Raw genomic sequence first — 13,308 nt, forward strand, 5'->3', positions numbered from 1 at the left:
GTGAGAAAGTTGGTAATATTTCACTTTTTCAGGGTATAACGCCTCCCGCATGTCAGTCTCCCCTTCTTCCCAGCATCAGATCGTTCTCCTCCTGCTGGGCTTCGCCGCCACGGTCGCGCTGATTGGCGTCTCCGTCCTGATCTCACTCTCCGAGATCTCCTTTGCCGCGGCCCGCGATGTGCGTCTTCGTTCCCGAGCCGAAGCGGGAGACCCTCGCGCTGTCGCGTTTCTCAAGCTGCGGCGCAACAGTGGTCAGGTCATTACGGTCCTTCAGATCTGTCTGAATGCTGTGGGTGTTCTGGGCGGTATCATCAGCGAATCCATGCTGAGCGACCCGATCGCGGCGGGCTTTCTCGCCATGGGAACAGGCCCGGCGTTAGCCAGCAAGCTGGGTTCGGCCTGTTCCTTTATCCTGATCACGGGCCTTTTCGTCCTGTTTGCGGATCTTCTGCCCAAGCGGATCGCCATGAACGCGCCAGACCGGATCGCGCTCAAGGTTGGCTGGTTTCCTGCCGTCGCCCTGAAAATTCTCTACCCGGCCGTCCTCGTCTTCTCGAAGATATCCGACTGGCTGCTCAAGCTCCTCAAGATCCCGGCCGCCGCAACCGTCGAGCCCGTAACGCCTGAAGACCTGCGGGCCATTCTTGCGGCCGGAACAGCCTCCGGTGTGCTGCTAGAAGAAGAGCACCAGATGATCCAGAACGTGCTCGGCCTTCAGGACCGCGCGGTCACGTCCGCCATGACGCCGCGCGACGAAATCGTTTTTCTGGACGTGCAGGAAAGCCCGGAAAGCCAGCGCGACAAGGTGCGGGTTCGTCCCTATTCGCGCTACCCGCTCTGCGACGGCGGCCTCGACAAGGTCATAGGCTCCATCCGCGCGGAAGACGTTCTGGTTGCCGTGGTTGACGAACCCCAGCCCAAAAGCACCGGCTTAGCTCCCATCGCCAGCCAGATCTTCCGCATGCGGCGCGACGTTTTGTCGCTGCCTGACACCCTGAACCTGTGGGAAACCCTTGCCCAGTTCGAGGCGCATTCGGCAGGCTTTGCCCTGATCGTCAACGAATACGGTCTTGTGGTCGGTCTCATCACCTACAAGGACATCATGGGCGCCCTGATGGACGGTCTGGTGAGCCCGTTCGAAGAACAGGCCATCGTCCGCCGCGATGACAAATCCTGGCTGATTGATGGCGCAGCTCCCATCGGCGATGTCATCCGCGAACTGGACATCCCCATGTTCGACGATGCCCAGAACTTCGATACGGTCGGAGGCTTTGTCATGAACCGCCTGCGCCGCATGGCGCGCAAGGCGGACAGCGTGCAATCCTCAGGCTTCCGGTTTGAAGTGGTTGACGTGGAAGGCTTCAGAATCAACCAGTTGCTGGTGACACGCCTGAACTGACTTCCTCTCCCGGACGCAGGCTGCTTAGATCATCGCATGATCGATCTCAGCCACTCCGCTCTCATCCTCGTCGATATCCAGAATGACTTCCTGCCCGGCGGCGCACTGGCCGTCCCGGACGGGGACAGGATCCTGGAAGCCGTCAATGCCCTTGCCAGGCGTCCATTCAGGGCTGTGATCGCCACACAGGACTGGCACCTACCCCATCACTGTTCCTTCGATGCTCAGGGTGGCCCCTGGCCAGCTCACTGTGTTGCAGGCGCCAATGGGGCTGATTTTCCCAAGACACTCAGATCCGGGCCCATAACGCACATCATACGTAAGGGTGTTCTGCAGGAGCGGGACAGCTATTCCGGGTTTCTCGACAATGATCGTGCAACTTCAACGGGGCTCGACGGGTTACTGAAAGGCCTTGGCATAAACCATGTGGTCATCTGCGGGCTGGCGCTGGATTACTGCGTCATGGCCACGGCGCTGGATGCGGTGGGTTGCGGCTATCAGACGGACGTTATTCCCGAAGCCTGTCGGGGGATTGCCGCTGATCCAAAGGCTACTCTGGAAACACTTGAAAAACAGGGCGTTCGGTTGAAAAGCGTGAATGCCTTCTGAAGGTCATGATCATGAACATAACCAGACTGATTCCTGCCCTACTTGCATGTGCAGCATTCCAGGCCGCCTCGGCGGCGACACCTCCGACAACGGCGGATCTGGCTAACATGCAGGGGTTTCGACAGGCCTATCAGGCTATGGTGACACTGCCATCATGGGTGATGACGGCACATGCGACATCCGTGCCGGTCAGCGATCTCAGCATTGGAGGCAAGTCCTATCTTCTGGGACATATGTGCCGTCAGCATGACTGCGCGGCAGAGCAGCTTGAGGTTGTTTTCGCGAAAGACCATTCAGCAGCCTGGGGGCTGTTGAGCATCAAACGGAATGGGCCATTGAAACAGGATTTCTTAGGCGAACCCGATGCAGAGATGCAGAAGATTCTTCTCAAAGCCTATCAGGATAATAATCCAGCAGACTGAATTTAAAGGAGAATGGAGCGCCAGCCGTTTTTTTGGAATGGCTGGTGCGCCCTGATGGATTCGAACCATCGACCCACAGCTTAGAAGGAGTGCGGTTTTCCTTATTTTTCAATAAGGAAGTTTGCAGAACGATGCTAACTTTAGTTGATGTACTTCTAAGTTTTGCAAACTGCAAACCTCAGCGAAATAACGCTAAAGATTGCGGAAACCATCAATGCAATAGGAATTGATGCGCTCAAAAACCCATCACCTATCGCAAAAGACCGCTACGATCTTAATTCCCTAAGCCGGAGTACAAATAGCTGCTTTAGAAGCATATAAGTTAATAAAAAACAAACTCTGTCTGTTTGTTCCTAAAATCTAAGAATCGTTTTTCTTCTTACATTTTCACAAAACCCATTTTGGTCACGGGAAGCGAACTGATTATCGCATCCAAAAAAAATATTTATCTTGAAAAAAACATGCGCCTGTGTATGATTTTGCTATCATGCTGTAGCCACGCCCACTCAATAAACTTGAGATAGTGATTTTCTTTTTTAATTATTGAAAAAGCTAACAATCATGCATTTCCCGTGCGCAGTATGCGCACTACAGCATGCAAGTTCTTTTTGCATTAATCGCAAAAAAGTGAGATTGCCCCCCTTAACATTCTCTGCATAAAGCGGGTTATATAAGACGCGGCTTGAGAACACCCGAAGGTTCTCCGGTAGATTTTGGTCTGCGAGAAACGATTTGGGGCAAGTTAGCGTTAGGTATGTATGAATTATGAGAACATTCGGATCCTGTCCTGTTCGACACAGCAAGACTGAAAGGGAGAGAAGCTTAGTGAGCAGTTGGTAACGTTCATAACGTTATGAGAAACGTCTTCCGACGAAGACGATCCGTCTCCTATTGCATTCACTCAACTCTCCTCATCAAGCCTTGCGAAGAAAAGGTCACCCTCCCATGACACGTCACGCTCCAATCCTCACCCCAGTCGCCGTATCTCCAGCCAAAGCACGTCTGCAAGCTACGTTGTTCGGCAATGAGAATAACGAGAAGCTCCGGAATATTAAGTTCTATGTAGGTAGCGGCAAAAAAATTAGTCCTGATATTCTGGCGGATGCTGTAGCGCAGTTTATAGAAAATCGCCGCAATAAAGCTAACGGTACAGTTGTGCACTCTAGCTATCCCTACCCTCGCGAAGGGTACAAAGGCTCCGTAAAGGATTATTTCAGCAAGCTATAAATCCTGTTGAAAATCCGAAAAGGCCCTAGTATGCCTAGGGCCTTTTTTTTTACCAAATGATTAAGGCCCACTTAAAATGCCGATCAGGAATGTACTCCAATTTTTTCATGGAGAAGAACGTCCTTTTTTTGTTGATGTTCCGGATATTGCAAAGCACATTCTGAGTTACGTTTCTCATCACTCGATATTTTATGTTGAGCACGAAGAAACAGAAGAACCTGTGCCGCTCGAAGGCATGCTTGAGCAACAGGAAATTACCACCGGCTTTGCCCAAGAACCGACGATAGCCGATTATATCCATCTAAAGAAGGATGCCTTGGATCCCCAACGACGGGTGATCTGCGCTAAAGAGCTTCTCCATATTCTTGATCCTAGCACTTGCAGAACATCAGACCCTAAGGGGCTAGACCAGCTTATTGAGGATATGGGGTCCTCTTTCGATGTTTTTACAGACACAAGCGCCCCTTCGGCACAAGATGTCGGAAACCTCATTCTTGCGTCGTCAATTTTCATTTCCAATGATATGCGGCAGCGCGCACTAGAGGCTATCAATGCCGGCAAGCTGACAATGGAAGCATTTGCTGCAACCTTAGAAGTTCCTTTGGGAGTTGTAAGGGTTGTCCTTAGAGAAGATTGGCCCAAAAAACTTAATGAACAAATGATATCTCTCCAAAGAGAACTCGATAAGGAAGGTGATGAAGAAGAAGAAAAATACCATCGCGAGATGGAAGAGTACAAAACTTCATAGTAGTCTGCTGTCATTCTATATGACACGCAAACGTACTTAATGAATATTTCTGTATGCGCATACTAGTTGCTCCAAGATAAGGGCACACTGCGCTGAGACTTTCATTCTTGCTCGCCCCTCTGACACATCTGGGTAGATCATGCGCGCGATCGCCGAAAAGGACATTTCGCGCGCCAGCATCATTTCCAGACGGAGATGAGCACAAAGGCCGAGCTGATCCCTGATCTGCGATATTCTGGCGGAACAACGTCCCCGGCCGAGCATCCAGGTATGGACGTCGCCCTTCTCTCTTTCCCAGTCGTCAGGGCGATCATCGACGACACCAGTATTGGCGAAGATGTATTCCCGATACCATCGGTTTGCGGCAGCGATCTCTTCATCGCCGATATCCTGCGCATCATACAGCGATTGGAGAGTGTGGAGCTGGACTGCGATTAAAGGATGACCCGCCTTTACGGCTTCAGACATCTGGTAGACCCTCCAATGGATATGGCGGCGCACCTTCAGGCCAAATAGCTCGCCAGCTGATGGGATGACCCCGACGCAGCGCATCTTCCCCAGACTCGACACGGACAGCAGAAATTTCCGGGATATCTCGTCGCATGCTTGCAGCCCGCTCTTTCCTCGGCCGACCGGAATGCCGCTTTGAACGACGCCTTACAGGAGGCGCTGCCGCTAACTGCACCGCCAGATCCAGCGCAGATACTCTTGCCATTGACTTAGCCCTTTTTTCTTAGTCCAGGATGACTGCCTTAGGCGGCTCGCCTGCTTTGGGATGGGTCGACGCTGCATCGAGGCCCAGCTTGGCCGCCTCGATCGTGCGGCTGGCCTCGGCCGGGATCATCAGGGCCTTGGCATCGGGCTGATAGGCGTTGGTGTTCCAGCCCTTCGACTGGGCCAGCGACGCGACCACCTTGTAGAGCAGCGCCAGCCTGCTGCCGGCCGCGGGCGGTTTCCAGAAGCGCATGGCCAGCGCGGCCGCCGCGATCAGGAAGGTGAGGATCGAGACAATGTCCCCCGCATACCGCGCAGGCAGGTACGGCAGGACCGTCTGGAACAGGGTTGTCCAGTCCATTTCAGTTTTCCATTTCTCAGGAGAAGTGCGGTTTGATGGCAGCCTATTTTACCAGCCGGTCTGCCAGGGCGTCCGTCCCCATTTACCGTCAGAGATGCAGTAATAGAGGTATCCTGAACCATACATGGTTTCACCCCGCGCGCAGGACTCAGTTGAAGAGGCGGGCTGTTCCTGCGTGTTGACGTAGATCCGCCCGTCCACACGCAGGGAGGCTGACTTGAGCAGCACGGACGGATTGGAGCCGCTGCCATCATCGTAATAGGTGAGGCCGACATTCACGCCGTTGCCGTTGGTGAATGTGATCATGCCGCCCATAGCGAGGGCATTATAGCCCTGCCAGTTCCAGGGCGTGATGGTGACGGACCCGCCATTTCCGGAGAACGTACAACCCGAGGTTGAGCAGAACGTCCCTGAGGATCCGCCGCCTGATCCGTTCGCAGCGATCGCCGCGTTGACCCAGGCTGTCGTCGCTACCTGCTGGGAGTTGTTCCCGGCTGCCGGATCTGGAAACAGCACCACGCCCTTGAACGTGACGTTGCCGTTTATGATCCCGTAGAGGGTCGGATCGTAAATGTCCCACTTTGCGATGGAATGGGTGTTCGGATCCGCAAGGCAGTCGTGGCCGCCCATCACCCCGAAGACCGCCATCATCGCAAAAACAAAGCGCTTCATCTTGGATGTCCTCAGTAAAGATTGGGGATGACCGCGCCGATATGGAACGTGCAGGCCGGCAGGGATTCCGTGTCCAGCAGCAGCGCGATATGGGTCGCAAAGGCAGGCGCTCCGGCACCGGTCGTGTCCGTGGCCAGCGGATCCGGCGTGCCCGGCAGGCCCAGATAGCCGGGCGCGGTCCCGTGGCTCATCCAGTTGGCATATCCGGCCTTCGGGACGTGGACGTCGTCTTCACCGCAGAACAGATTGGCCGCGCCAAAGGTCGGCCGGCCGAACTGGTCCGAGCCCGTGATCTGGACGAAGAATGTCCGGAAATACAGCGTGACCCTGTCCGCGTCGTCGGTCGGCATGGTCGTGTTCGACGACACGGCCCCGGTCGAGAGATCATACGGGAAGAGGACTTTCAGCCCGATATTGCCCGTCTGGTACTTCTCGATCGGGATGCAGATAACGATCCGGTCGTTCCGGCCCTGTCCCTGCGTCTGAACCTTCAGGGATGCCGGATAGCCGTTGAACACATAGTCGGTGGACAGCGCAGCACTGGCGCCCTCGGACGTCCACTGGTCGATGCCGGCGACAGCGTCGGAATACAGACCGCCGATCAGACCGACCCCGCCATTGAGCGGCAGGGCGCTTTTCGACTGAGGGATGAAGAACCCGGCCAGGCCAAGCGGGTCGGAGGTGAAATTGTTGCACGACCCGATATTGGAATTGCCGGTATTCAGCGAGCTGCGGATCTTGAGCTGGCCCGGTCCCCGCAGCGCCACCCCGTCCGGCCCGGTCAGATTGTAGATCTGTGTGTCGTGGAAGATCATTGTCGAGAGGTTGTGCTCAAGAAAGACAGGTGGTCCGCCGTACTTCTTTGAGTCACCCGCGCCGAGGAACATTCCGCCGAAGCATACGATCGCGCCGCTGCCGGTGCAGTGATACAGCGGCTTGTCCACACTCTTCGGCCCGTTCATTTCCATGTGGCAGCCATGGACCTCGATGCGGCCGGCATTGTTCGCAATACACTGATCGGAATAGTCGAGGGATGAGCCGTAGAACGTGAACTCGGCCCCGCCTGGATTGCTGATGATGCAGCCGGAGTTTCCGAAGCCCCCGCCATAGAAGCGGAAGTTCTCGCCGGCATTGATGCTCCCCGGCAGGAACTGGAAGCACAATCCGCAGGCTCCGACGCCAAAGTCCCAGTATTCCGAGAGGTACGCGCCGCTGCCGAAGTTCATCCCGATCTGGAAGTTCTCGACCGAGCCGGTGCCGAAATTCTGGATGGTGCCGTCCGTGTTCTCATACGAATTGTACCAGACCCCGGTGACACCAGAATCAGTGCCTGGGCCCACCAGCGTGAAGCCTTCAGTGATGACCGGCAGCGGGTAGTGCAGCGTGGCCCCATCGCGCGTTGAGAGGATGGCCGAGTTCCGGTTGAGCTTCGTGACCGAGAACTTCGTGAATTCGACATTCAGATAGCCAGAGATCGACACCACCACGAAAGACGAACTGTCCTCGGGGACGTAGAGCGGAACCGACATGGATCCCGTCACCGGCACGTCAGACAGGTTGGAAATGATCTTGCTCGGCCCCTGCATGATCCAGGGCGATGGACCCGCACCAGGGCTTGATCCGTTGACGCCCATGCCGAGGCTTCCCGGCTGCCCGTTCAGCATGGCGTAAGAGCCGCCGAGAGTGCAGGAATACTCGATCTCGAAGACATAAGCGCCCTTGGGGAGGGTCAGCTTCTGTCCGAACTGGTTCCAGTGTCCCGTGGCCGTCGACATGTTGTTGTTGTCGGATGCGGCGATTGCGGCGGTCGTGTTCGAGATCGTGTACGTCCCGACCGTGCCCGTCCCGGTGCCCAGGCCGGTGATCGTCGTGTCCGTGCCCAGCTTGAACTGCGAATCATACAGCCGGTCGCCGACCTTGAGAGCGGGGAGGCCCGTCATCGCCGTGACGGTCAGAACGCCGTTCGAGACAGATCCTGTGATCTGCGTCGCGTTCGGCGGATCCGTGTAAACCGCCTTGCCCTGCTGGAACACGACGTCCGTGCACTGGGCCGGGGAATAGATATTGGCGTTGACGAACGCACCGCTGGCATTGGCCGTCTGGAAGGTCGGATCGTCGATATGCTCCACGACCGTAGTCACGGCCTTCAGGGCACTGAAATCCAGCGTGGAGTTCGTGAAGGTCCCGAAGGACGTTCCCGAGATCCAGATCATGGGGTTGTCGTCCAGCGCCACCGCATCATTGCACATGATGTAATGGAGCGCGGGAGAATTGATGCCCTTGCCGGAATAGCAGACGGTCTGGATGGCGACGAAGTCGATCTCCTGGTCCAGACTGTAGGCGATCGGAAAGACCGCCTGCGCCTCGGCCAGTGTCGGGAAAAAGCCGGACAGCCGGTGACTGTTGCCGTCCCCGACCGCGCCGAACCACTGCGGATTGAGACCGCCCTGATAGACGCGCCGGTAGGTGGTGCCCCCGGCCGTGACGATGATGGTCCCGAAGTCAGGCGTATCGGCAGTCGCGGCGCGGATGAAAATGCCAGCCGCTCCGCGCGTCAGATCCGTCCCGTCCCAGGACGTCAGCAGGATCGCAGCCGGCGACGTCTTGAGCGCCCGGAACTGCGCGATGGACGAGACGTTCGCCCGGACGCTGGAGGCCACGATGTCCGCGACGGTTGCGCCGTCGAGCGTACTGGCGGCATCAATCGTGCCGGACTGGATGGACTGGCGGATCGACTGACCGCCATCTGCATCCACCTTGTTGCCCAGGGCAGCGGCGACCTGCGTGGATTTGACCAGATTGGCCTTGTTCCCCGTGTCGACGACAGACTTCCAGGGCGGCGTGAAATTCTGGACCATCAGACGTATCCGTTCTTCAGTGTCATGGGAGTTGCGAGGCCGAGAAAGATGGCGCGCTCACGGGCACGGCGATTTTTCAGGCCGGCCAGCTCGACCAGATGGCCGCGCACGGTGGCCTTGTCCCAGCGCAGCAGCTCGTCAGCCGCGCCGTCATAGTCACCGGCATTCAGCTTGTGCAGCAGGGTCGAGCTTTCGACGGCGGGTGTCCCGACATTGTACTGCCAGGACAGCAGGGCCGCGCGCTGGACGTCCGACAATGCCACCCGGACCAGGCGGGACAGCGCTGCATCCAGCGCTGTTACCATCCGGAGCAGGAGACTGCTGGCGGTTACCTCATCAATGGAAGCGGTCCGGGCCGTGACGGGCTGCCCGTTGGCCAGCCAGCGGCTGCCATAGCCGATCGTCCAGTACCCGGCCGGACAGACATAGGGCGATGCGCAAAAGCCCTCGAACCCCGGCCGCCGCAGCAGCGCCGTGGCCAGAGTGATGGCAGTGTCATGCATGGGGATTTTCCATAAAAAAAGCCGCCCGGTTGGGGCGGCTTTGGTAGGGGAGAGGTTGGTAGGGTGGCTTACGCCTCATCTGAGATATGGCGAGACCAGTCAGACTATCTCCGATAGCAGACCATTTCCGGTTTTTCTTGACGCAGGGGACAGGAGCGGCCAGCGGTGAAGGCATGGATACAATCAGCCTCCTCGCTCTGCTTCTGACTCTCTCGGCGGGGTTCAGCATTCTCAATCACCACACGTTTCGCCTTCCTGTGACGATCGGTGTGCTGGTCTTCTCATTACTGGCTTCCCTGCTGGTCATGATCCTGAATCCATTAATGCCGTCCTATGACCTTCAGGCTCTCCCGCGATCTGTTCTCGGAGCGATTAATCTTCCCACTGCCCTTCTGAATGGTGCGCTGTCCCTGCTTCTGTTTGCCGGGGCCACGCAGGTGGATGTCCGACATCTGCGCGCAAAGCTTGCCTCCGTGGCTGCTCTCTCTGTTCTGGGAACCGTTTTGGCTGTTGCCTTTCTGGCAATCGCGGCATGGTACGTTTTCCCTCTGTTAGGTCATACCATTCCTTTTACGTGGTGCATCGTCCTTGGCGCCATCCTCGCACCGACTGACCCCGTCTCGGTGGTCGGTATGCTGAAGCGTCTCGGATTGCCAGGACCGATTCAGGCCGTTTTCGCAGGGGAGAGTCTGTTTAATGACGGCGTGGGAGTGGTGATTTTTGGCGTCACGATAGGACTGGCAACCGGGGATAGTCAGGGAGTAACCGCCTCCGAGATTGCTCTCAGCTTTTGTCGTGAGGCGATTGGTGGGGGTCTACTAGGCGCACTGACCGGATGGATCGCACTCCGTGTGCTTAAGGGGCAGCGGGATCAGCATATCGATCTGTTGACGTCACTGGCTCTTGCGACCGGAACCTTTAGTATTGCAAACCAGTTTGGCATGTCGGGTGCGATTGCTGTCGTGGTGGCGGGACTGTGCTTCGGAACAAGCTATAGCCGTTCCGTTTTCGATGAGGCATCCCGCAAGGAACTCGACGTCGCATGGACACTTATTGATGAAGTGCTGAACGTCCTGCTGTTCATGCTGATTGGATTTGAAATCCTAGAAATCAAACCGCATGTGTTTACGATCTTGGCAACCCTTGCCGTGATTCCGCTGTCCGTTGCCGTGCGGGCATTGAGCGTGCTGTTTTCAACGCTTCCGATTCACCTTAGGCAATGGGAGCGAGGCCGTGTTCTTGGTATCCTGACCTGGGGAGGTCTGCGTGGCGGCATCTCGGTTTCGCTGGCGCTTGGATTGCCGCCCGGAAACTTGCGCGAACTGCTGCTGCCGGTTTGCTACGGCGTAGTCGTGTTTACGATCATTGTGCAGGGACTAACCATGGAGCGGGTTGCCCGAAAACTCTATCCGTCCTCTACGCTTGGGCCGCAATAATACTGCTCTGATTATCCGAAAAGCAGATCCTGCAGGAGGAAAGTCAGCGCAGCTTTATCATGTTTTTCAACAGATAGCGGCCCTTCCGTCCCCCCCCCCCATACCTGACCTCACTTCCCGATCGAGACAACCAGATGAACGACCCCCGATCCAAGGATTGAGGTTAGCAGGGTGATGGCGGCCGTGACCACGGCCCGCGCGCCGAACAGACGGTCGAGCTTGCCGTTGATCTGGCGGTTGCTGCTCTCCATTGATTTCGCCAGCGCCTCAATCTCACTGCGCAGGGAAGCGATTTCCTGACGCATCTCGGCCCGCAGATCGGACTGGCTGTTTCCGACGCTGGAGAGCTGGGTTTCCAGCGTCAGGCAGCGGTCTTCAAGAACGCGGATCCGCTCTTCGGCAGACAGAGCAGCGGGCAGGCTTGCGACCATGGTGGTCGTCTGGGAGTCAGGCATCGTTTTTCCATAAAAAAAGCCACCCTGAAGGCGGCAGACAGAAGAATGCGGAGCGGCAGGGCGGCTGGTTACTTCGGCCCCTTGGCGATGTAGGTGATGTCCGTCGTCCCGCCATTGTTGATGTGCAGAGAGAAGCCATTCTTGTCCGGCGCATAGGCGTGACAGTTCACGTCCCCATCCCCGAAATTCTGGGCCATGACCCTCGGCGTATCGGAAAACGGGACGGCGAAAGTCACGCGACCACCGGCGGACACGCCTGTCGCGACGTCCATGACGATTTTCTGCCCCGGATCCGTGGGCAGATCTTCCGTGAAGGCGAAACCGTGCCCGTTCCAGTTGATGGACTGCTGGCTGACACTGAGCACAGGCGAAGTCCCGGAGTAGAGAACGAAATTCCCGTCGCCCTGAAACTGGGCTCGCATGGTGCCGTAATTGACAGTCAGACGGGTGGCCGTCCCATCGGTGATGTCCAGCTTGTTGCCGTTCGCATTATTCGCCGCTGTCAGGGCGGAGTTCGCAGTCCCCTGCGCAGAATTGGCGGACGACATCGCCGTGTTGACCTGAACCGTGGTCGCATAGTTTTTTCCGACCCAGGACTGGAAGGCAATATTCCCGAAATCCGTCTGGTCGACGCCGAGGCCCACACCTGACCCGTCCGTGCGCAAGCCGACATAGACCTGATTGCCCCCGAAATTGGCAAAGCCCCATCCCTGTTTGACGAACTGGTTCTTCGCATCCACGGCCCTGACAGCCTGACTGCTGCCCCAGTCCGACACCTGCGGGACCAGTAGTTCCGAAAGAACGGTCAGAGATTTGAGGCTCACGGCCCCGTCTTCATCCAGCAGGACCAGAAACTCGGCCGGGATTTCGTTATAGACCTGCACGCCTCCGGAGAAGCGGAGGAGGTCCGTGGTGTTCTGCGTGTTGCCGATCACCCGGCTGCGGGCCAGCGTGCAGGGATTGCCGATCGTGAGCGTGCCCACGCCCCATTCCGCCTGCGTCCCGTCATCCGCGAAATAGAAGATCCGGCCCCCGCCCGGAAACGCCTGGGAGAACGCCCTGCGATCGGCAACCGCACCGTTCAGCACGAAGTCCCCGACACCCGGACTGCTGGCGGTCTCCAGAACAAAATTGGCCAGCATGGTCATCACAGTCGCTCCGTCTGGGTGAAGGTCCAGCTCCGCCGATCGGCGGGGCCGTAAGGATTGCCGATGTCGCCGCCGCTCAGACGCCCGAAGATCGCTTCCTCCTGGGAGGCCGCCCCCGGATCCGGAAGGAAGAGAATATTCTCCCCGACCGCCGCGACCCGCTGGATCTCCCGCAAGGTTGCGGTCTCGGCCGCGCCATAGGACTGATGCGCGATCGAGGCCTTTCGCTGGATCCAGCGCATCTGCGGAAATTCCGCGCCAGACAGTGCCGTCACCTCATCGACGCCGAGATTGAAGCCCGAGCTGCTGTCGGTGGAGAAGTTGCGGACCGGCTGCCAGAGCGGCCCGACATAGGCGAGCGGGATTGAGAGATACCCGTCCGGATTGCCCGGATCCGCGATCGTGATCGCCACGACGTCACATTGCAGCTCGGCCGGCAGAACGCAGACCGCCTGACCCGCCACGATCGCCATAGGCTGGGTCGCATCATGCAGGACGTTGCCGGCGCTGCTGACGACGATCCGCCAGCTGGCCTGCGCCGTCAGGTTGGTGCGATGCACCGAGACGACCCGCACGCCGCCGCGCTGCGACAGCGCCACCGTCAGGGTCGCTGTCGTGACGTCTGCCCGCCAGGCATAGGCCGGATTGCCCTGCGGGGAGGTCAGGTTCGTGACAGGCAGCGTTGCGGCGGCGCTGTCGGCCGACAGGACAGCGGAGAGCACGGCGTTCTGATAGCCAAGTCCACAGTTTTCCATG

Annotated in this window: 14 protein-coding genes; 6 read left to right on the forward strand and 8 right to left on the reverse strand. The window is 57.6% G+C overall.

What is annotated here, in order from left to right; all coding sequences use genetic code 11:
• Positions 1–49: 49 nt before the first annotated feature.
• The 5 genes from GAL01_RS12780 to GAL01_RS12800 all read left to right on the forward strand — a co-directional run bounded on the left by GAL01_RS12780 (position 50) and on the right by GAL01_RS12800 (position 4,405).
• A complete protein-coding gene (locus GAL01_RS12780) occupies positions 50–1,399 on the forward strand; it encodes a hemolysin family protein (RefSeq protein ID WP_062028581.1) in 1,350 nt (449 codons plus the stop codon).
• 36 nt (positions 1,400–1,435) lie between these two features.
• Positions 1,436–2,008, forward strand: coding sequence for an isochorismatase family protein (locus tag GAL01_RS12785; RefSeq protein WP_062028583.1), 573 nt, complete (start codon positions 1,436–1,438; stop codon positions 2,006–2,008).
• Between the two features lie 11 nt (positions 2,009–2,019).
• On the forward strand, positions 2,020–2,430 hold the full coding sequence (locus GAL01_RS12790; RefSeq protein WP_062028599.1) for an Ivy family c-type lysozyme inhibitor: 411 nt from the start codon (positions 2,020–2,022) through the stop codon (positions 2,428–2,430).
• A 945-nt stretch (positions 2,431–3,375) separates the two neighbouring features.
• Entirely contained in the window at positions 3,376–3,657 is a 282-nt protein-coding gene (locus tag GAL01_RS15525) for a hypothetical protein (RefSeq protein ID WP_145995644.1), read from the forward strand.
• 76 nt (positions 3,658–3,733) lie between these two features.
• Positions 3,734–4,405 carry a hypothetical protein gene (locus tag GAL01_RS12800; RefSeq protein ID WP_062028587.1) on the forward strand — a complete coding sequence of 224 codons (672 nt, stop codon included), beginning with the start codon at positions 3,734–3,736 and terminating at the stop codon, positions 4,403–4,405.
• 36 nt (positions 4,406–4,441) lie between these two features.
• On the opposite strand, the gene GAL01_RS12805 is transcribed toward GAL01_RS12800, so the two are convergent.
• From GAL01_RS12805 to GAL01_RS12825, 5 genes are all read right to left on the reverse strand, one after another.
• Complete coding sequence (locus GAL01_RS12805) at positions 4,442–4,873, reverse strand: hypothetical protein (protein ID WP_062028601.1); 432 nt, start codon at positions 4,871–4,873, stop codon at positions 4,442–4,444.
• A gap of 265 nt (positions 4,874–5,138) precedes the next feature.
• A complete protein-coding gene (locus GAL01_RS12810; RefSeq protein ID WP_062028589.1) occupies positions 5,139–5,480 on the reverse strand; it encodes a hypothetical protein in 342 nt (113 codons plus the stop codon).
• A gap of 48 nt (positions 5,481–5,528) precedes the next feature.
• Positions 5,529–6,152, reverse strand: coding sequence for a hypothetical protein (locus GAL01_RS12815; RefSeq protein WP_062028591.1), 624 nt, complete (start codon positions 6,150–6,152; stop codon positions 5,529–5,531).
• 11 nt (positions 6,153–6,163) lie between these two features.
• A complete protein-coding gene (locus tag GAL01_RS12820; RefSeq protein ID WP_062028593.1) occupies positions 6,164–9,010 on the reverse strand; it encodes a hypothetical protein in 2,847 nt (948 codons plus the stop codon).
• Entirely contained in the window at positions 9,010–9,513 is a 504-nt protein-coding gene (locus GAL01_RS12825) for a lysozyme (protein WP_062028596.1), read from the reverse strand. Before GAL01_RS12825 ends, GAL01_RS12820 begins: the two co-directional genes overlap by 1 nt.
• A 173-nt stretch (positions 9,514–9,686) precedes the next feature.
• Between GAL01_RS12825 and GAL01_RS12830 the strand changes: the two genes are divergently transcribed.
• A complete protein-coding gene (locus tag GAL01_RS12830; RefSeq protein ID WP_062028597.1) occupies positions 9,687–10,949 on the forward strand; it encodes a cation:proton antiporter in 1,263 nt (420 codons plus the stop codon).
• A 110-nt stretch (positions 10,950–11,059) separates the two neighbouring features.
• On the opposite strand, the gene GAL01_RS12835 is transcribed toward GAL01_RS12830, so the two are convergent.
• The 3 genes from GAL01_RS12835 to GAL01_RS12845 all read right to left on the reverse strand — a co-directional run bounded on the left by GAL01_RS12835 (position 11,060) and on the right by GAL01_RS12845 (position 13,307).
• Positions 11,060–11,404, reverse strand: coding sequence for a hypothetical protein (locus GAL01_RS12835; protein WP_099253322.1), 345 nt, complete (start codon positions 11,402–11,404; stop codon positions 11,060–11,062).
• A 68-nt stretch (positions 11,405–11,472) separates the two neighbouring features.
• The gene (locus GAL01_RS12840; protein WP_099253324.1) at positions 11,473–12,552 is read right to left on the reverse strand and encodes a hypothetical protein; all 1,080 of its coding nucleotides are present in this window, start codon (positions 12,550–12,552) and stop codon (positions 11,473–11,475) included.
• The gene (locus GAL01_RS12845; protein WP_062026950.1) at positions 12,552–13,307 is read right to left on the reverse strand and encodes a hypothetical protein; all 756 of its coding nucleotides are present in this window, start codon (positions 13,305–13,307) and stop codon (positions 12,552–12,554) included. Before GAL01_RS12845 ends, GAL01_RS12840 begins: the two co-directional genes overlap by 1 nt.
• Position 13,308 lies beyond the last annotated feature (1 nt).

It is taken from the genome of Gluconobacter albidus (assembly GCF_002723915.1).
In the GTDB taxonomy this organism is placed as follows: Bacteria; Pseudomonadota; Alphaproteobacteria; order Acetobacterales; family Acetobacteraceae; genus Gluconobacter; species Gluconobacter albidus.

What these genes read in the sequence shown, in the direction of transcription:
- GAL01_RS12780 (WP_062028581.1), top strand. Translation starts at nt 50, where the DNA reads ATGTCAGTCTCCCCTTCTTCCCAGCATCAGATCGTTCTCCTCCTGCTG.
- GAL01_RS12785 (WP_062028583.1), top strand. Translation starts at nt 1,436, where the DNA reads ATGATCGATCTCAGCCACTCCGCTCTCATCCTCGTCGATATCCAGAAT.
- GAL01_RS12790 (WP_062028599.1), top strand. Translation starts at nt 2,020, where the DNA reads ATGAACATAACCAGACTGATTCCTGCCCTACTTGCATGTGCAGCATTC.
- GAL01_RS15525 (WP_145995644.1), top strand. Translation starts at nt 3,376, where the DNA reads ATGACACGTCACGCTCCAATCCTCACCCCAGTCGCCGTATCTCCAGCC.
- GAL01_RS12800 (WP_062028587.1), top strand. Translation starts at nt 3,734, where the DNA reads ATGCCGATCAGGAATGTACTCCAATTTTTTCATGGAGAAGAACGTCCT.
- GAL01_RS12805 (WP_062028601.1), bottom strand. Translation starts at nt 4,873, where the DNA reads ATGTCTGAAGCCGTAAAGGCGGGTCATCCTTTAATCGCAGTCCAGCTC.
- GAL01_RS12810 (WP_062028589.1), bottom strand. Translation starts at nt 5,480, where the DNA reads ATGGACTGGACAACCCTGTTCCAGACGGTCCTGCCGTACCTGCCTGCG.
- GAL01_RS12815 (WP_062028591.1), bottom strand. Translation starts at nt 6,152, where the DNA reads ATGAAGCGCTTTGTTTTTGCGATGATGGCGGTCTTCGGGGTGATGGGC.
- GAL01_RS12820 (WP_062028593.1), bottom strand. Translation starts at nt 9,010, where the DNA reads ATGGTCCAGAATTTCACGCCGCCCTGGAAGTCTGTCGTCGACACGGGG.
- GAL01_RS12825 (WP_062028596.1), bottom strand. Translation starts at nt 9,513, where the DNA reads ATGCATGACACTGCCATCACTCTGGCCACGGCGCTGCTGCGGCGGCCG.
- GAL01_RS12830 (WP_062028597.1), top strand. Translation starts at nt 9,687, where the DNA reads ATGGATACAATCAGCCTCCTCGCTCTGCTTCTGACTCTCTCGGCGGGG.
- GAL01_RS12835 (WP_099253322.1), bottom strand. Translation starts at nt 11,404, where the DNA reads ATGCCTGACTCCCAGACGACCACCATGGTCGCAAGCCTGCCCGCTGCT.
- GAL01_RS12840 (WP_099253324.1), bottom strand. Translation starts at nt 12,552, where the DNA reads ATGACCATGCTGGCCAATTTTGTTCTGGAGACCGCCAGCAGTCCGGGT.
- GAL01_RS12845 (WP_062026950.1), bottom strand. Translation starts at nt 13,307, where the DNA reads ATGGAAAACTGTGGACTTGGCTATCAGAACGCCGTGCTCTCCGCTGTC.